Below are 18,066 nucleotides of genomic sequence, written 5' to 3'. Positions count from 1 at the left end.
TAATAACTGGAATACCTAAATGAACGAGTTTTCTATCCTGTGTCGCGTGCTGGGATCGCTTTATTACCGCCAACCACAGGACCCTTTACTGGTTCCGCTGTTTACGCTGATTCGTGAGGGTAAATTGTCAGCCAGTTGGCCGCTGGAACAAGATGATTTGTTGGCCCGGTTGCAGAAAAGCTGTGATATGGCGCAGTTGGCGGCAGATTATAATGCCTTGTTCGTCGGTAATGAGTGTGCGGTGCCGCCTTATCGTAGCGCATGGGTTGAAGGCGCTGCCGAGTCTGAGGTCCGGGCATTCCTTTCTGCTCGCGGTATGCCTCTGGCGGATACGCCGGCCGATCATCTTGGTACTTTGCTGTTAGCCGCATCATGGCTGGAAGATCAGTCAGCTGAAGATGAAAGTGAAGCGCTGGAAACCTTGTTTGTTGAATATCTGCTCCCCTGGTGCGGAACATTTCTGGGCAAAGTAGAATCTCATGCGACGACGCCGTTCTGGCGTACGATGGCGCCCTTGACGCGTGACGCGATTAGCGCAATGTGGGACGAGTTGCAGGAAGACGCTGAAGAGTAAGTGTGATTTAAATCACTATTTACTGCAAGGCTATTAGGGTGGTTGCATGATTTGTGTGCGCGATCGCATTCGTATGCGCTTTTTCTGCTATGATGCGGCCCATGAACATACTTCTCTCCATTGCAATTACAACGGGCATTCTCTCCGGTATTTGGGGATGGGTGGCCGTGTCTCTTGGCTTGCTCAGTTGGGCCGGTTTTCTGGGGTGCACAGCCTACTTTGCTTGCCCTCAGGGCGGTTTGAAAGGGCTGGCAATATCAGCATGTACGCTATTAAGCGGCATGGTATGGGCTCTGGTGATCATTCATGGTAGCGCGCTTGCGCCACACCTTGAGATTGTCGGCTATATCATGACCGGAATCGTCGCGTTTCTGATGTGTATTCAGGCTAAGCAACTGTTGCTCTCCTTTGTTCCGGGGACCTTTATCGGGGCATGTGCGACGTTCGCAGGGCAGGGGGACTGGCGGTTGGTCTTGCCTTCGCTCGCCCTGGGGCTGGTTTTTGGCTACGCGATGAAAAACAGCGGACTCTGGCTGGCTTCCCGCCGGGAGCGAGGCGCATCGCAAGCGGTGCCCAGCAAATAAAAAAAAAGCGTGAGAAGATCTCACGCTTTTTTTTGCTTTGAATATCAGGATTCCGGAGGGACTGACAGATGGCGATATTTCACCAGAATGTCGTTCTGACGTTCAGTTTTGTTCTGCAGGTCCCACAAACCGCGATCGATACCGTCATTGATCAGGAAGATAACGCCTGTTTCGATGGCAGACATCAGACACAACATGACGGGTTCGTTAGAGGTGTAGCCAATTTCACCTTCCAGCAGACGTTGATAATCGATGAAGCGGAAAACCCCCGCCTGAACTTCATAAGAAAGTATGGTCTTGCTGGTGTTTACGGAGGAGAGGATCTCACCGGTACTGACGTTAACCACGCGCAGGTTGACGGCAATTTGATCCAACTGGTATTGCGTGTCCGCACCGATACCAAAGTACCGGGCGCCCACACCACCTGATTTCACATTGCTTTCATAGCCAATGATCGACCCTTCCACCATGATATTCGCAGCAGTCAGAGATTGCAGCGGTATACGGTTATTGATGGCAACGGTGCCATTTTCTTGCGCTGCGCGAATGATTTTACGTTCGTTCAGCAGGTTTTGCAGTCCCTGACGTTCCAGCGGGACGAACCAACGAGAATCTTTCAGCGCCGTCACCAGCATGGCGGTCGCACTCTGGGGCACAGCGGTTGAGAAGTTACTTGCCGGATAAGGTTTAAATTGTCCGGTTTCATCCTGGATATTGTAAACCGAGACAAAAATCTTACCTGTCGGCATAGGCAAATGCGTTAAGTCTTTATAACTTTGCGCACGGGGCATTAATGTCGGCTTAGCGGCTTCTTTAGGCGGGGCGGTTAAGCATCCGCTCAGTAAGCATACGGCAACCAAAATCAGTAAGCGCTGCATGATTATTGTCCTTTTGTGGCTGATGCTTAAAAATCGGTTGAATTTGTTTGTAAACCTGACACCTCAATGGTGGAGACTTTACCTGTTTTTCTGTCTGTGACATTCAACTTCAGTTGACCATCCGTATTGGATATATCAATAATGAAATCACTGGTCACCATCCTGCCGGGTTTCCCGGTATTAATATTGGTGAGTAATCCCCCCAGTATTTGCGACTGAATTGCCTGGGTGAAGTTATCTAACGCAGATGGTGTTTCAATCCCAAAGTCGTCATCGAAATCAGGATCTTTATAGGAGTTCTGCGCCTGGGCGCTGTTTAATAGAAATGCCCCATTATTGGGGTTTCCGCCAAAGTTAGGATTTCGGAACTGGAATGTCATATTGCCAGCCCAACTGAGTGGCGAAATAATCATGAGTATAACTACTGCATGTTTAACACGCATGACAGCCTCCGGACAAAGAATATATATTAGAATTCATCATGCGCTAAATCACCGGTGCCTAATAGCGTTTGGTCTATTTGCCGGCGATTTAATGCATCCTCAGTTGCAGATAGTGCGAAGACAACCGTTCGCTCAAAGTCTCGTTTCGTCGGGAATAAAAATGTCTGGAAGATAACGTCCTGGTTTACCGTTATGGTGATCCAACTTCCCCAACGCGCACTGGGTCTTTCATTTATGGTTAAGTTACCTGTGTATTCACTTTCCCACTTGTCGCTAAAGGCACGATAAAAATCATGCCCAATAGACGAAACCGTGTGGTCAGTTAACAATCCGGGAACCTCGACTTCAACGGCGTGTAGATTCCCGGAGGCAAAGAGTAATTCAGCCGCTACAATCCAGGTCAGATAGCGTTTCATGGCTTTACCGCCTGAGGTTATCGTTTGCCCACGAAACCGCTTGTGTTCGGTTTTTGACTGCTATCTTCTTGAAAAGATTATAAAGGTGCGTCTTGACCGTGTTTTCGCTGATAAACAGCGAACGAGCGATTTCAATATTTGACGCGCCGATACGCAGCTTATTAAGGATCTCTTTTTCGCGATGAGTGAGAAGTGCCGACTCTGTGCTGTTATAGCGATAGTTTCCTGAATGCGTTATCAGGTAACTGGCTAATTTCTGCGAAAAGTAGCATTCACCGCGTAAGACCCCTTGCAATCCGTTTACGACACGCTCTTCATCTTCTGCTGCGTAAAACACGCCATTGATATGAGGCCAGTTTTCAATATCCCTGTACGGATAATCGTCGGGAGTATTCAACAATAATGTTTTTAAATTGTTGTTTTTCCGGCTTAAGTTGTCTTGCCAGTAATGGATAAGCTTTTTATCGGCTTCCATCATATCCAGTAAAACAATGCAGCTGGCAGAGATATCGTCCAGAGAACGCTGAATGTTATGCAGTTTTCCGGTTAACGCCAGAGATTGCTTTAAGTGTTGCAATAAGGCTGTAGCTTGCAGGGACGGTTTAGTGATCAACAATAATGTATGACCATGAATACTATGGACTTCATTAAACATGATGAAACCCCACTTTTTTTTAGTCGCACACCTGACAGCTGCCCCTACTAAAATAGAGACACCAGAAGTACTGACAGATGTTGCACTGCTGTTTGTAGAAATAAATCAGCCCTAATGGGCAAAATATAAAACTAATGGACTACATCTGATTTCAATCTAGTCATTACAAACCTTAAAGCAAGTGTTAAACTTGTAACTGAATGTAAAAATATATATTAATATGTTAATTATAAGGTTTTTTTAAGATTAGATTTGATAAGAAAGTTGTACATTTTGCCGTTATTGCATAGATTTAAAAAATCATACAAATTATATTAACTAATTGATTTTAATGTGTTTGTGTAATTTTTGACTGCGACTTTTTTCCTTTTTTATTTTAAAATTTCTGTCCCGGTTTTCAGCGATCGTTTTTAAGTACAAAAAAACGCTGCTTGTAACGACTCATGCCGCCAGGCTTTCTTCAGCGCTACTGAACCCCATTAAAATGTACCGGGAACGGCATTTTGTCCCTTTGCATAAAAATGCAATGTACCGTGCTAAGAAAAAATAAAAATGACGTTAATAACAGCGGGATTAGTTGCTAATTAGCACTTTGGTGTGAACTGAAATATCAAAATACCACTCGTGGGTGAGTTATTTAAAATGTTTCCGCAGACATACTCTTCATCGTAACGCGGCGTTAACAAAAAGCGCATCGCGTTAACAATAAATTTGACAAGTTTTTTAATTTATCTTCATGTACGACCAGGTCCAGGGTGACAACATGAAAAACAAATTGTTATTTATGATGTTAACAATACTGGGTGCGCCTGGGATTGCATCCGCGACAAGTTATGATATGGCAACGTCAGAATATAACTTTGCGGTAAATGAATTAAGCAAGTCTTCATTTAATCAGGCAGCCATTATTGGTCAAGTCGGCACGAATAATAGTGCAAATGTTCGCCAGGATGGCTCAAAACTGTTGTCCGTCGTTTCACAAGATGGTGGAAATAACCGGGCGAAGGTTGACCAATCAGGAGCTTATAACCTTGCGTACATTGATCAGAAGGGTAACTCTAATGATGCAAGTATTTCGCAAGGTTCATATGGTAATACTGCGATGATTATCCAGAAAGGCTCTGGAAATAAAGCAAATATTACTCAGTATGGTACGCAAAAAACAGCAGTTGTGGTGCAGAGACAGTCGCAAATGGCTATTCGCGTTACTCAACGTTAATACTTTTTGCGACGTTTAAATCAATCCGATGGGGGTTTACCATGAAACTTTTCAAAGTGGCAGCTATTGCAGCAATCGTAGTTTCTGGCAGTGCTCTGGCTGGTGTTGTTCCGCAATATGGTAGCGGCGGTAATGGTGGTTGGCCTGGACATGGCGACAACGGCCCGAATTCACATTTGAGCATTTACCAGTACGGTGGTGGTAACTCAGCTGTCGCCTTGCAATCTAATGCTAAAAACTCTGATCTGACGATTACTCAACACGGCGGCGGAAACGGTGCAGATGTTGGTCAGGGTTCCGATGACAGCTCTATCGATCTGCTGCAAAAAGGCTTCGGCAACAGCGCGACTCTCGACCAGTGGAACGGCAAAGACTCCACTATGTCTGTTAAACAGTTCGGTGGTGGTAACGGCGCGCTGGTGGATCAGACTGCTTCTGGCTCGGATGTGACCATCAAACAGGTTGGCTTTGGCAACAATGCGTCAGCCCAACAGTACTAATACAGAATCTGTATTATAGAAAAACAGGGCGAATGCCCTGTTTTTTTTCGGGAGGACATTATGCACACGTTATTACTCCTTGCAGCGCTTACCAATCAAATTACCTTCAACACCACCCAGCAGGGCGAAATGTACACCATCATCCCTCAGGTTACGCTGACGCAGCCCTGTATGTGCCAGGTACAAATTGTCTCTTTGCGAGAGGGGGTTTCGGGGCAAAGCCGCACACAGCAGAGAAAGACGCTTTCTTTACCCGCTAATCAACCGATTGATTTAACAACACTGAGTTTAAATATTTCAGCCGGGGACTCCGTTAAAATAGTGGTCACTGTTTCTGACGGACAGACACTGCATTTATCACAAGAATGGCCGTCCTCTGCGACATCGTCATAATCATTTGATTTATTAATATAAATGATATGGCAGGGGAGAGGTTGTTGTTCTATGACTATAAAGAGGCGTCCACGCCATTTGTGTGAACCTTCATCTCAGCTGTAAAGGAAAACACCGAACCCTCAAGGATGATTTATCATTGAGGAGCGCTATCATGTTTACACGCTGGCCCAGGCATTTTCTGACGACGAGCATGACTGCTCTTATTCTTTTCTCTGCCCCGACAATGGCTGAGCAGAAAGTACAAGGTGGCATTATTCATTTTCGTGGCGAAATCGTTGAATCTCCTTGTGACGTTTCCTCCAGCCAGCAGCAGGTTTCTATGTCTTGTGCGCATAATGGCGCGATGAAAACCAACCAGTTTACCCTCCAGCAGGTTTCGACAGCGCCTCAACAGATTCAGCAGGTTGCCAACGTGAAAATGCAATATCTTAATGCGCAAAAAAACATGGCGATTTTGAGTATTGAGTACAAATAGACCGCTGAAACGGTAACAACGCAAACTGTCATTAAAAAGCGCGATTTCATTGAAACCCCTGCTGTACACTTAGAGGATAGACTCAGGTTAGGGGGATTTATGAAATCGCGTGTTCATGTTCTACACGGTGACATTACTCAGGTCGCTGTAGATGTGATCGTTAATGCCGCAAACTCTTCATTACTGGGGGGCGGGGGCGTTGATGGCGCAATTCACCGTGCCGCAGGCCCGGCACTGCTTGAAGCGTGCAAAAAAGTGAGGCAGCAGATGGGCGAGTGTCCTGCGGGGCATGCCGTTATCACCCTCGCGGGCGATCTCCCCGCGAAAGCCGTGATCCACGCCGTGGGCCCGGTCTGGCAGGGGGGGGAGCACCGTGAAGCTGAACTGCTGGGGGATGCATATCTGAATAGTCTGCAACTGGCGCTGGCCAACGGCTACAGCTCCATCGCGTTTCCTGCCATCAGCACCGGCGCTTATGGGTATCCGCGCGCCGCGGCGGCCGAGATCGCCGTGAAAACAGTGTCGGAATTTCTCATCCGTCGCGCCTTGCCTGATCAGGTGTACTTTGTTTGTTATGATGAAGAAAATGCTCACTTGTACTCACGCTTGCTGACGCAACAGGGCGATGAGGATACCTTCTGAGATGACGCGACTTGAACGAGCGGTCGCACCTCTTTGTTCAAGCCATCCTGGTGAGTGTGGGATCCTTGCGCTGGGTGATGGCATGGATGCATTCGCCGCCCGTTACCGGTTAACTGAAATGGCAGAACGTACCCTGGATGTGCAGTATTACATTTGGGAAAACGACATGTCCGGGCGTTTGCTGTTTTCGGTGTTAATGGCAGCGGCGAATCGGGGTGTCCACGTTCGCCTGCTTTTAGATGATAACAACACCCCAGGCCTTGACGATACGCTCCAGTTGCTGGACAACCATCCTAATATTGAAGTCCGCCTGTTTAATCCGTTCTCGTTTCGCACGCTGCGTGTACTGGGATATTTAACCGATTTTGCGCGGCTGAACCGCCGTATGCACAACAAAAGCTATACGGCGGATGGGGTCATAACGCTGGTTGGCGGGCGAAACATTGGTGACGCCTATTTCGGTGCAGGGGAGGAGCCACTGTTTTCCGATCTTGACGTGATGGCCGTCGGTCCGGTGGTGAAAGAGGTGGCCGATGATTTTGAGCGTTACTGGCATTGTGGATCCGTTTCTACCCTGCAGGATGTGCTGGAACTGCCCGAACGCGAGCATCTTCACCATCTCGACTTCCCTGAATCCTGGTATAACGACGAGATGACTCGTCGTTACTTGAATAAACTGGAGACCAGCCAGTTTATGTCGCACCTTGATGGTGGTTCGCTGCCTTTGATTTGGGCGAAAACCCGGCTTCTTAGCGACGATCCTTCCAAAGGCGAAGGGAAAGCGCAGCGTCATTCGCTGCTGCCGCAACGCTTGTTTGATGTGATGGGCTCTCCGTCAAAGCGAATCGATATTATTTCAGCCTATTTTGTACCGACCCGCGCAGGCGTTATTCAACTGCTGCAACTGGTCAGAAAAGGCGTCAGGATAGCGATTCTGACCAATTCCCTGGCGGCGAATGATGTGGCGGTCGTCCATGCGGGTTATGCGCGCTGGCGCAAAAAATTGCTTCGCTACGGGATTGAACTGTATGAACTGAAACCGACCAACACACGTGACGCTGTGCTTCACGATCGCGGATTAACGGGAAACTCTGGCTCCAGCCTGCATGCAAAAACCTTCAGTATTGATGGTAATAAAGTGTTCATCGGCTCGCTTAATTTTGATCCCCGCTCGACGTTGCTGAATACCGAAATGGGCTTTGTGATAGAAAGTGAAACGCTGGCGTCGCTTATTCATGAGCGCTTTATACAACGGCAGCGCGATTCAGCCTGGCAACTGCGGCTGGATCGATGGGGGCGCATCAATTGGGTCGATCGCCAACAGAGCGAAGAGGTGGTTCTAAAAAAAGAACCCGCCACAGGATTCTGGAAGCGGGTTCAGGTGCGGCTGGCGTCGTTATTGCCGATTGAATGGTTGCTCTAAACGCCAAACCCCATATAACGGGAATTAATTGGCCACCGCATCGTTTTTATCGCGTTTAACGGGCGGTTTGCCCGAAAACAAAAATTTCAACAACGGTACGCGTAAATGGATTTCATACAGAATTATCGCAATACCAATAACAAAGACCAGACCGCATAAAAATCCGAGCAAATTAGATGAAATGTGCGGAGTAATATAGGCCCCGTAAAACAGGGTTAAGGGATGGTGCACCAGGTAGATAAAGAGAGAGGCATTCACAAAATACGTGACGCGAGCAGATTGAAAATTCAGTAAACGATGCCCCAGAGAAAAGACCACATTCACCATCCACAGCCCCATAACCATGGTAATCACATACTCCGTTTCATACATCCAGGCATCGCCGTTGCCGTAATGCTGGTTCACCAGATAGACCGCAAAGGCAAGGCCTGCGGCAATGGTGCATCCACGTGAAGGCGTGGTGAACAGGGCTTTCAAATTTGGCGAGATAAACGCCAGCGCGCCCAGCATGAAAAAGGGCACGTAAAATAGGGTTTGCATGACAATGAAATTGAACAAACCGTCACTGAGTATTGGCGGATAAAGGATAAGAATAGTGCGTCTGACAACCGCATAACCCACACCGAGTAAGAAAAAGATGAGGGTCAGTTTCGGCATGGAAATATGCGTAATCCACGCGTTTTCAGCGGCGTCCAGACGTTTTTTAATTTTGGTAAACACCCACATACTCAGCGTTGTTAATACCACCAGCACCAGCAAAAACCAGAGATGAGAAATTAATTCCCAGGCCAGTGCATTATATTTATCGTAAGCCGAGAGGGTATGCCAGCTATCCGCCTTTCCTTTGACATATTGCAACATAATAAATTGAGGCAATGTGAGTAGCGGAATGGCGGTCAACATGGGAATTCCCACGCGTTCTACGCGGACCTTCCACCAACGTTTTAAGGGATAACGCAGGAATAGCATGTACGAAAAATAACCCGAAATAACAAAAAAGACCTGCATGCGAAACGCATGGACAAAGTCATTAAACAGCGTAAGCCACCACGACGGCTCCGCACTGTTCACATGCCATGTATGACCTGAGTATATCAATGAGATATGAAAGGGGATCCCCAACAACATCAGCCAGGCACGGATGGAGTCAAGAAAGTATTCACGTTGCGGGGGTACTGGATTCATAAATGGACACGCATTCTCAGACTTTTCGCCTTATCCCAAAGACGAATTATGGTTACATTCGAAGGCAACCCTACACCAAGTCCAACAACCTGTCTCCAGGATAAGCACTCAAAGTGAAAATGGGCGTATGAACCTGCTTAATCCATGAGCCAGCGCGCTAAACGATGGCTCGATTCAGTTGTCGGAATGCCTGATTATCCATTAAAATGGATCGGATCGATATAAGCACACAAAGGGGGAAGTGCTTACTTATTATGAAACATAAACTACAAATGATGAAAATGCGTTGGTTGAGTGCGGCTGTCATGTTAACGCTGTACACGTCTTCGAGCTGGGCGTTCAGTATTGATGATGTGGCGAAGCAGGCTCAATCCTTAGCCGGTAAAGGCTATGAGGCGCCGAAAAGTAACTTGCCCTCCGTTTTCCGCGACATGAAATATGCGGATTATCAACAGATCCAGTTTAATCACGACAAAGCCTACTGGAGCAATCTCAAAACCCCATTCAAGCTCGAGTTCTACCACCAGGGTATGTACTTCGACACACCGGTCAAGATCAACGAAGTGACCGCTACCGCGGTAAAAAGAATTAAATATAGCCCAGATTATTTTAATTTTGGCGATGTGCAGCATGACAAAGACACCGTAAAAGATCTCGGATTTGCCGGGTTCAAAGTGCTGTACCCGATCAACAGCAAAGATAAAAACGATGAAATCGTCAGCATGCTCGGCGCCAGCTATTTTCGCGTGATTGGCGCAGGTCAGGTTTATGGTCTGTCTGCCCGTGGTCTGGCGATCGACACCGCTCTGCCTTCTGGTGAAGAGTTTCCCCGCTTCCGTGAGTTCTGGATCGAACGTCCAAAACAGACTGACAAACGTCTGACTATTTATGCATTGCTGGATTCTCCGCGTGCGACAGGGGCTTATCGTTTTGTAATCATGCCTGGGCGTGACACCGTGGTGGATGTGCAGTCTAAAGTCTATCTGCGCGACAAAGTCGGCAAACTGGGCGTTGCGCCATTAACCAGTATGTTCTTGTTTGGACCAAACCAGCCGTCTCCGGCAACGAACTATCGTCCGGAACTTCACGACTCTAATGGTTTGTCCATCCACGCCGCTAATGGCGAGTGGATTTGGCGTCCGCTGAACAACCCGAAACATCTCGCGGTGAGCAGCTTTGCCATGGAAAACCCGCAAGGGTTTGGCCTGTTGCAGCGTGGCCGCCAGTTCTCTCGTTTTGAAGATTTAAACGACCGCTACGACCTGCGTCCAAGCGCCTGGATCACCCCGCAAGGTGATTGGGGCAAAGGGAAAATCGAACTGGTTGAAATTCCAACCAATGACGAAACTAACGACAACATCGTGGCTTACTGGACACCGGATCAATTGCCTGAAGCAGGCAAAGAGATGAACTTCAAGTACACCCTGACGTTCAGCCGTGACGAAGACAAACTTCACGCGCCGGATAACGCCTGGGTGCAGCAGACTCGTCGTTCAACCGGGGATGTGAAGCAATCTAACCTTATTCGACAGCCTGACGGCACCATCGCGTTTGTCGTGGACTTCGCCGGTACGGACATGAAAAAACTGCCGCAGGATACTCCGGTAACTGCACAAACCAGTATTGGCGATAACGGTGAAATTGTTGACAGCAGCGTGCGCTACAATCCAGTTACCAAAGGATGGCGTTTAATGCTGCGCGTGAAAGTGAAAGATGCGAAGCAACCTACTGAAATGCGCGCTGCATTGGTCAATGTCGATCAGCCGCTGAGCGAAACCTGGAGCTACCAGTTACCTGCCAATGAATAACACTACTGAGTATATTGACGCGCTGCCGCTTTCAGATATTGAGAAAGCGGCGTTGCCGAAAACTGACATCCGCGCCGTACACGAGGCGCTGGATGCTGAGCATCGTACTTACCCCCGAGAAGACGATTCGCCGCAGGGATCGGTTAAAGCGCGCCTGGAGCAGGCCTGGCCGGAGTCGCTGGCTGAAGGGCAACTGATAAAGGATGATGAAGGACGCGACCAGCTAGAGGCAATGCCGAAAGCGACGCGTTCCTCAATGTTTCCCGATCCCTGGCGCACCAACCCCGTGGGACGTTTCTGGGACCGTTTACGTGGACGGGACGTCACGCCGCGGTATCTTTCCCGCCTGACGAAAGAAGAGCAGGAAAACGAACAAAAATGGCGTACCGTCGGCACCATCCGCCGCTACACGCTCTTACTGCTGACGCTGGCGCAAACGGTTGTTGCCACCTGGTATATGAAGACCATTCTTCCTTATCAGGGATGGGCGTTTATCAACCCTTCCGACATGATCGGGCAAGATCTGCTGGTCTCCTTTATGCAGTTGCTGCCGTACATCCTGCAAACCGGGATCCTGATCCTGTTTGCCGTGTTGTTCTGCTGGGTCTCTGCGGGATTCTGGACCGCGTTGATGGGCTTCCTGCAACTGCTCATCGGTCGTGACAAATACAGTATTTCGGCGTCAACGGTAGGGGACGAACCCCTTAACCCTGAACACCGTACTGCGTTGATCATGCCTATCTGCAACGAAGACGTTGACCGTGTATTCGCAGGTCTGCGCGCCACGTGGGAGTCGGTTAAGGCAACCGGCAATGCGGCGCATTTCGATGTCTACATTCTGAGCGATAGCTACAACCCGGACATCTGCGTGGCAGAGCAAAAAGCGTGGATGGAGCTGATTGCAGAAGTGCAGGGCGAGGGGCAGATCTTCTACCGCCGCCGTCGTCGTCGTGTTAAGCGTAAAAGCGGAAACATTGATGATTTCTGCCGTCGCTGGGGTAATCAGTACAGCTATATGGTGGTGCTGGATGCCGACTCGGTGATGACCGGTGAGTGTCTGACCGGTCTGGTGCGTTTGATGGAAGCGAACCCGAACGCCGGGATCATCCAGTCTTCGCCGAAAGCCTCCGGGATGGATACCCTGTATGCGCGCTGCCAGCAGTTTGCGACCCGTGTTTATGGACCGCTGTTTACCGCCGGACTGCACTTCTGGCAGTTGGGCGAGTCGCATTACTGGGGCCATAACGCCATTATCCGCGTGAAACCGTTTATCGAACATTGCGCGCTGGCGCCGTTGCCGGGTGAAGGTTCGTTTGCGGGTTCTATCCTCTCTCACGACTTCGTGGAAGCGGCGCTGATGCGTCGTGCAGGGTGGGGCGTCTGGATTGCCTACGACCTGCCGGGATCCTATGAAGAACTCCCGCCAAACCTGCTGGATGAACTCAAGCGTGACCGTCGCTGGTGTCATGGCAACCTGATGAACTTCCGCCTGTTTTTGGTGAAAGGGATGCATCCGGTTCACCGTGCGGTGTTCCTGACCGGGGTGATGTCGTATCTGTCTGCGCCGCTGTGGTTTATGTTCCTTGCGCTCTCAACCGCGTTGCAGGTAGTACATGCATTGACGGAGCCGCAATACTTCCTGCAACCGCGTCAGCTGTTCCCGGTCTGGCCGCAGTGGCGTCCTGAGCTGGCCATCGCCCTGTTTGCCTCCACCATGGTGCTGTTGTTCCTGCCTAAACTGCTGAGTATTTTGCTCATCTGGTGTAAAGGGACAAAAGAGTACGGTGGCTTTGTTCGCGTGACGTTGTCGCTGTTGCTGGAGGTGTTATTCTCCGTGCTGCTGGCGCCTGTACGTATGCTGTTCCATACGGTGTTCGTGGTGAGTGCATTCCTCGGTTGGGAAGTGGTCTGGAACTCGCCGCAGCGTGATGACGATTCCACCCCGTGGGGCGAAGCCTTTATGCGTCATGGCTCTCAGCTGCTGCTGGGCCTGGTGTGGGCTGTCGGTATGGCCTGGCTGGATTTACGTTTTCTGTTCTGGCTGGCGCCGATTGTCTTTTCGCTGATCCTGTCACCGTTTGTTTCGGTGATCTCCAGCCGTTCAACGGTGGGTCTGCGCACCAAGCGCTGGAAGCTGTTCCTGATCCCGGAAGAGTACTCGCCGCCGCAGGTTCTGGTGGATACCGACAAGTATCTGTCGATGAACCGCAACCGTTCACTGGACGATGGTTTCATGCATGCTGTGTTTAACCCGTCATTCAATGCGCTGGCGATGGCGATGGCAACGGCGCGTCACCGTGCGAGCCAGGTGCTGGAGATTGCGCGTGACCGTCATGTGGAACAGGCGCTGAACGAAACGCCAGAGAAACTGAATCGCGACCGCCGTCTGGTCCTGTTGAGCGATCCGGTGACGATGGCGCGTTTACACTATCGTGTCTGGAATTCACCTGAGCGATATTCGTCATGGGTGAATTACTATCAGGGAATTACCCTGAACCCGCAGGCGCTCAGCAAGAAGTAAACATAGATAGATGAAAATACCGGCCAGGCGCCGGTATTTTTTTGTACTCACTACACGATTGATGAGGTATCCGGTGCGAACACTGGCAGTCAGCATCATGGTGCTGTTACTCAGCGGTTGCGGCAGCATTATCAGCAGAACCGTTCCTGGTCAGGGGCATGGCAACCAATACTATCCCGGCGTGCAGTGGGATGTCCGGGATTCGGCATGGCGCTACGTCACCGTTCTCGATCTGCCCTTTTCACTGGTTTTTGATACGCTGTTGCTACCGCTGGATATCCACCACGGCCCCTATGAGTAACTAGCGCTCATCCCATTCATCGGCAGCGGTTTGTCCCTCTTCGGTATCGAGAGGAGGTTCAAGCTGGAACTCGCCTTCATCCCATTCATGAAGGGTGTTCTCCTCTTGCCACTCTTGTCGAATCTCGATCTCATCATAATCGCCGTCAAAGACACTTTGCGCCGCTTCGCCGCTCAGCATGGGCAGACACTCACCTTCTTCACCGTCGTCGGCAAAAAATTCGGCCTGCCACATGATGTCGCCATCCTGCAGTACGTATTTTTGCACGTTGAGCTGTTGAACATTCGCTTCATCTTGCTCGAGGCCTGAGTCAGCCAGAAATTCTTCTCGGGCTGCGTCGATGGCTTCTTCCAGCGTGGCATACATGGTCATCAGTGTCTCCCTTTGATTTGACGAGGTATTCAGGGAAATAATAGCTGATTCTTTGCTTTTGCAAGTATGAATGCGCAAAAATCATTCAGATGCCTGAGTGGCGGCGTGCTCGCGAAACTTACCGGCGTCGCTGCAGGCTGTTCCAGGAGTAGAGGGCGTTGAACAGCACTACGCCAGCGGTGACGCAAAACACGGCGCGGAAACCGTAATTTGCCGAGATGGCGGCACCCATCAGCGGTCCTGTTACATTGCCGATGTCGCGAAATGACTGGTTGTAACTGAAGATCCGACCGGCCACCTGATTCGTCGAGTTATACACCAGCAGCGTCTGAACGGCAGGAAGCAGGGCGCCATCCGCAGCGCCCAGTAAAAAGCGCAGGATCCCGAGTTGCCAGGGGGTTTGTACAAAGGACATTGGGATCAGCAGCAACACCGAAATCACCAGCGCAACGATCAGGATTTTCTCCGGCCCAATTCGGTCCCCGAGTTTACCGAGCCGGGGTGCGCTGAGTAAGGCCGCGACGCCAGGGACTGAAGCAATCATGCCGCTAATAAACGCAATGTTGCTGACGTTACCCGCTAACTCACGCACATACAGCGTGAGGATCGGCGCAATAGATCCGGTGGCAACCTGAATAATCAGGGTGGTGACGAACAGACTCAGCACCAATCGCGGGTTTTTGAGAGAGGTGATGACCTCGCGAAGGCGAAGCATCTCTTTTTTGCTGACCGGCTGAAAATGTTCGCGAATAAAAAAGAGCGTCAGTAAAAAACAGGCAAGCAACACACTGGCGGTAATGAAAAAAACAGGACGCAGACCGTAATGGTCCGCCAGCAATCCGCCCGCCAGCGGGCCGAGCAACGCACCGCTGACGCCCCCGGTAGAGAGCGTGCCAAGTGCCCAACCGCTTTTATGACGGGGAACCTGCGTGGCGATCAGCGCGTTAGCGTTGGGGATAAATCCACCCAGCAGACCCAATAAGGCCCGTAAGACGAGAAACTGCCAGATATTCTGCGCCAGCCCCATGAACACCATCACGATAGCCATACCCAACGCGGAACGCAGCAGCATGATTTTACGACCTTTACGATCCGCCAGCCCGCCCCAGAAGGGGGAAGCAATGGCTGAAAACAAAAAGGTGATGCTGAACACCAGGCCTGACCACATGTTAAGGGCGCTATGACCCGTCACGCCGAGTTGTTCGACGTAAAGCGGTAAGAATGGCATGACCAGGCTAAATGCCGCCCCGGTTAAAAAACAGCCCAGCCAGGCAACGGTGAGATTGCGTTTCCAGTTGATGGGAACATCATCAGAGGGTGACATAGCTTTCCGCTGTGCGAGGCGCGCCGGCGCGTTGATGAATAAAAATAAGCACGCTAATTATGCGCCTGCCTCAGGGGAGCTGCAATGGACAGGAGCTTTTAAAGCTAAAAGGCGAGTTGTGCAGCCCATTAAGAGCTGCATACGCAGTTTAATAGCGGGAGGGTACGCCTTCAGGGCGCGTCTTGAAGCGACGATGTAGCCACATATACTGCTCGGGAGCCATCATGATGCACTTCTCAACCACTTTATTCATCCACGCGGCGGTGGTTTCGGCATCATCCAGAGGCGGAGAACATTCTGGCGGCAACATAATCAGTTGATAACCTTTGCCGTCAGGTTTACGGCGCGGAACAAAAGGCACCAGGCAGGCATTCGACATACGGGAGAGCATCCAGGTTCCGGATGTGGTTGCGGCTTGTTCTACTGCAAAAAAGGGAACAAATACGCTGGATCGCGGGCCGTAGTCATGATCCGGTGCATACCAGACGACTTCCCCTTTTTTCAGCGCTTTGACCATGCCTTTCAGGTCTTTACGATCGAGCATGGATTTATTGGAACGCAGACGTCCCCAGGTTTGCAGCCAGTCCAGCAGCGGGTTGTCGTTTGGGCGATAGACCCCGATACCGGGCTCCTGCAGGCCAAACATGCGGGCACCGATCTCCAGCGTCAGGAAATGCATGCCGACCAGCAGAATCCCGCGTTTTTGCGCCTGAACGTCGCGAATATGCTCCATGCCGATCACTTCAGTCCAGCGGGACATCCGACGATCTGACCAAAACCAGGCCATGCCGGTTTCCATCAATCCCATACCCACGGACTCAAAATTTTTGACCACCATTTGGTGGCGCTCTTGCTCACTCATTTGTGGAAAGCAGAGTTCCAGATTACGGTAGGCCACCCTGGTGCGTTGCTTCATGAATCGTAGCGCCAGATGGCCTAATCCACAGCCCAGTTTGTGGATAATCGGGTAGGGCAGTTGTACAACCAACCAAAGAACGCCTACGCCCAGCCAGGTTAACCAATAACGTGGATGGAGTAATGCGGCGGAGAATTTGGGTAAATTCGTCATGTCTATCCTGTCTATAAACGAACAATTCCCTGTATTGTTGCATTTTTTCGCGCGTAGCAAAAATTTGCAGCTATGGGATGGAGATAAAAACGGCAATTGTTGGTAATTTTTTAAATGCGAAGCCTGAAATGTAGCGCAAAATGTGTGGATGTAAATTGGCGAGGTTTGCTTTATGATGCCGCCCGATTTTCATTTTTATCAATCGCAGGATACGTACACCATGCCAGTGTTACACAACCGCATATCGAATGATGCGCTCAGAGCCAGGATGCTGGCTGAGACAGAACCGCGTATAACGATCTCCTTTTACAAATATTTCACTATCGCGGACCCGCAAAGCACGCGTGATGCGATGTACCAGATGTTCACGGCGTTGAATGTCTTCGGGCGTGTTTATTTGGCTCATGAAGGTATTAATGCGCAAATCAGCGTTCCGCAAAGTCTTGTGGATGCCTTCCGTGAACAACTTTACGCGTTTGATCCCGCCTTTGCCGGGCTGCGCCTTAACATTGCTCTGGATGATGACGGTAAATCATTCTGGGTTCTGCGTATGAAGGTACGCGACCGGATTGTGGCCGACGGTATTGAGGATGAAAACTTTGATGCCAGCGACGTGGGAGACTATCTGAAGGCGGCTGAAGTGAACGCCATGCTGGACGATCCCGATGCGGTGTTCATCGACATGCGTAATCACTACGAATACGAAGTGGGCCATTTTGAAAACGCGCTGGAAATCCCCGCAGATACTTTCCGCGAGCAGTTACCCAAAGCGGTCGAGATGATGCAGGCGCATAAAGACAAAAAGATCGTGATGTATTGCACCGGTGGCATTCGCTGTGAGAAAGCCAGCGCCTGGATGAAACATAACGGTTTTAGCAAGGTTTGGCATATTGAAGGCGGTATTATTGAATATGCGCGTCGGGCGCGTGAACAGGGGCTTCCGGTTCGCTTTATCGGTAAGAATTTTGTTTTTGATGAGCGTATGGGAGAGCGGATCTCTGAAAAGGTGATTGCCCATTGCCACCAGTGTGGCGTGCTGTGCGACAGTCATACCAATTGCCGAAACGATGGCTGCCATCTGCTGTTTATTCAGTGTCCAGCCTGTGCCGAGAAATACCAGGGCTGTTGCAGCGATCTCTGTTGTGAAGAGAGTGCGTTACCGGAAGAAGAGCAGCGCCGTCGGCGTGCGGGGCGTGAAAACGGCAATAAAATCTTCAATAAATCACGCGGTCGCCTGAATACAAAACTGGGTATCCCGGATCCAGCGGAATAACGTTTAGC

The 18,066-nt window shown here is 50.1% G+C and carries 19 protein-coding genes and 1 pseudogene; 12 read left to right on the top strand and 8 right to left on the bottom strand.

Features of this window, described 5'->3' with window-relative positions; genetic code table 11:
- Positions 1-19 precede the first annotated feature (19 nt).
- Positions 20-574, top strand: a complete 555-nt coding sequence (locus P2W74_RS14380) for a TorD/DmsD family molecular chaperone (RefSeq protein WP_276292133.1) — start codon at positions 20-22, stop codon at positions 572-574.
- Positions 575-675: 101 nt separating this feature from the next.
- Positions 676-1,171 (top strand): annotated as a pseudogene (locus tag P2W74_RS14375) (DUF1097 domain-containing protein).
- A 31-nt stretch (positions 1,172-1,202) separates the two neighbouring features.
- Here P2W74_RS14375 and csgG read toward each other — a convergent pair.
- Genes csgG through csgD form a run of 4 tightly spaced genes read right to left on the bottom strand, consistent with a single transcriptional unit; the run spans position 1,203 to position 3,550 of the window.
- On the bottom strand, positions 1,203-2,036 hold the full coding sequence (gene csgG, locus P2W74_RS14370; RefSeq protein ID WP_276292131.1) for a curli production assembly/transport protein CsgG: 834 nt from the start codon (positions 2,034-2,036) through the stop codon (positions 1,203-1,205).
- A 26-nt stretch (positions 2,037-2,062) separates the two neighbouring features.
- A complete protein-coding gene (gene csgF, locus P2W74_RS14365) occupies positions 2,063-2,479 on the bottom strand; it encodes a curli production assembly/transport protein CsgF (RefSeq protein WP_203358201.1) in 417 nt (138 codons plus the stop codon).
- 26 nt (positions 2,480-2,505) lie between these two features.
- Complete coding sequence (gene csgE / locus P2W74_RS14360) at positions 2,506-2,895, bottom strand: curli production assembly/transport protein CsgE (RefSeq protein ID WP_276292130.1); 390 nt, start codon at positions 2,893-2,895, stop codon at positions 2,506-2,508.
- A gap of 4 nt (positions 2,896-2,899) precedes the next feature.
- Positions 2,900-3,550 (bottom strand): biofilm master transcriptional regulator CsgD, encoded by a 651-nt coding sequence (gene csgD / locus P2W74_RS14355; RefSeq protein ID WP_192611845.1) that lies wholly within the window; start codon positions 3,548-3,550, stop codon positions 2,900-2,902.
- A 763-nt stretch (positions 3,551-4,313) separates the two neighbouring features.
- Between csgD and csgB the strand changes: the two genes are divergently transcribed.
- The 6 genes from csgB (at position 4,314) to P2W74_RS14325 (ending at position 8,205) form a co-directional block, all read left to right on the top strand.
- Positions 4,314-4,769, top strand: coding sequence for a curli minor subunit CsgB (csgB, locus tag P2W74_RS14350; protein WP_276292129.1), 456 nt, complete (start codon positions 4,314-4,316; stop codon positions 4,767-4,769).
- Between the two features lie 41 nt (positions 4,770-4,810).
- Positions 4,811-5,269 carry a curli major subunit CsgA gene (gene csgA / locus P2W74_RS14345; RefSeq protein WP_276292128.1) on the top strand — a complete coding sequence of 153 codons (459 nt, stop codon included), beginning with the start codon at positions 4,811-4,813 and terminating at the stop codon, positions 5,267-5,269.
- A 60-nt stretch (positions 5,270-5,329) separates the two neighbouring features.
- Entirely contained in the window at positions 5,330-5,662 is a 333-nt protein-coding gene (gene csgC, locus P2W74_RS14340) for a curli assembly chaperone CsgC (RefSeq protein ID WP_276292127.1), read from the top strand.
- A 154-nt stretch (positions 5,663-5,816) separates the two neighbouring features.
- Positions 5,817-6,140: a type 1 fimbrial protein gene (locus P2W74_RS14335; RefSeq protein ID WP_276292126.1), complete on the top strand. Its 324-nt coding sequence runs from the start codon at positions 5,817-5,819 to the stop codon at positions 6,138-6,140.
- A 99-nt stretch (positions 6,141-6,239) separates the two neighbouring features.
- Positions 6,240-6,782 carry an O-acetyl-ADP-ribose deacetylase gene (gene ymdB, locus P2W74_RS14330; protein ID WP_276292125.1) on the top strand — a complete coding sequence of 181 codons (543 nt, stop codon included), beginning with the start codon at positions 6,240-6,242 and terminating at the stop codon, positions 6,780-6,782.
- Between the two features lies 1 nt (position 6,783).
- The gene (locus tag P2W74_RS14325; RefSeq protein WP_276292124.1) at positions 6,784-8,205 is read left to right on the top strand and encodes a phospholipase D family protein; all 1,422 of its coding nucleotides are present in this window, start codon (positions 6,784-6,786) and stop codon (positions 8,203-8,205) included.
- 24 nt (positions 8,206-8,229) lie between these two features.
- Here P2W74_RS14325 and mdoC read toward each other — a convergent pair whose 3' ends face one another.
- Positions 8,230-9,390, bottom strand: coding sequence for a glucans biosynthesis protein MdoC (gene mdoC / locus P2W74_RS14320; RefSeq protein WP_276292123.1), 1,161 nt, complete (start codon positions 9,388-9,390; stop codon positions 8,230-8,232).
- A gap of 272 nt (positions 9,391-9,662) precedes the next feature.
- Here mdoC and mdoG point away from each other — a divergent pair, with 272 nt between their 5' ends.
- The 3 genes from mdoG to P2W74_RS14305 all read left to right on the top strand — a co-directional run bounded on the left by mdoG (position 9,663) and on the right by P2W74_RS14305 (position 14,020).
- Entirely contained in the window at positions 9,663-11,198 is a 1,536-nt protein-coding gene (mdoG, locus tag P2W74_RS14315; protein WP_276292122.1) for a glucans biosynthesis protein MdoG, read from the top strand.
- Positions 11,191-13,719, top strand: a complete 2,529-nt coding sequence (gene mdoH, locus P2W74_RS14310; RefSeq protein WP_276292121.1) for a glucans biosynthesis glucosyltransferase MdoH — start codon at positions 11,191-11,193, stop codon at positions 13,717-13,719. Before mdoG ends, mdoH begins: the two co-directional genes overlap by 8 nt.
- 73 nt (positions 13,720-13,792) lie before the next feature.
- A complete protein-coding gene (locus P2W74_RS14305; RefSeq protein WP_276292120.1) occupies positions 13,793-14,020 on the top strand; it encodes a YceK/YidQ family lipoprotein in 228 nt (75 codons plus the stop codon).
- Here P2W74_RS14305 and P2W74_RS14300 read toward each other — a convergent pair whose 3' ends face one another.
- The 3 genes from P2W74_RS14300 to P2W74_RS14290 form a co-directional block, all read right to left on the bottom strand.
- Entirely contained in the window at positions 14,021-14,392 is a 372-nt protein-coding gene (locus tag P2W74_RS14300) for a MysB family protein (RefSeq protein WP_276292119.1), read from the bottom strand. It lies immediately after the preceding gene.
- Positions 14,393-14,510: 118 nt separating this feature from the next.
- Complete coding sequence (gene mdtG / locus P2W74_RS14295) at positions 14,511-15,716, bottom strand: multidrug efflux MFS transporter MdtG (protein WP_276292118.1); 1,206 nt, start codon at positions 15,714-15,716, stop codon at positions 14,511-14,513.
- Positions 15,717-15,864: 148 nt separating this feature from the next.
- The gene (locus P2W74_RS14290) at positions 15,865-16,785 is read right to left on the bottom strand and encodes a Kdo(2)-lipid IV(A) acyltransferase (RefSeq protein WP_203358187.1); all 921 of its coding nucleotides are present in this window, start codon (positions 16,783-16,785) and stop codon (positions 15,865-15,867) included.
- Positions 16,786-17,005: 220 nt separating this feature from the next.
- Between P2W74_RS14290 and trhO the strand changes: the two genes are divergently transcribed.
- The gene (trhO, locus tag P2W74_RS14285) at positions 17,006-18,058 is read left to right on the top strand and encodes an oxygen-dependent tRNA uridine(34) hydroxylase TrhO (RefSeq protein WP_276292117.1); all 1,053 of its coding nucleotides are present in this window, start codon (positions 17,006-17,008) and stop codon (positions 18,056-18,058) included.
- Positions 18,059-18,066: the final 8 nt, after the last annotated feature.

Origin of the sequence: Citrobacter enshiensis, from assembly GCF_029338175.1 — a bacterium.
In the GTDB taxonomy this organism is placed as follows: Bacteria; Pseudomonadota; Gammaproteobacteria; order Enterobacterales; family Enterobacteriaceae; genus Citrobacter_D; species Citrobacter_D enshiensis.
The sequence above is the reverse complement of the archived record's forward strand: the minus strand, read 5'-3'. Positions and strand labels throughout refer to the sequence as shown.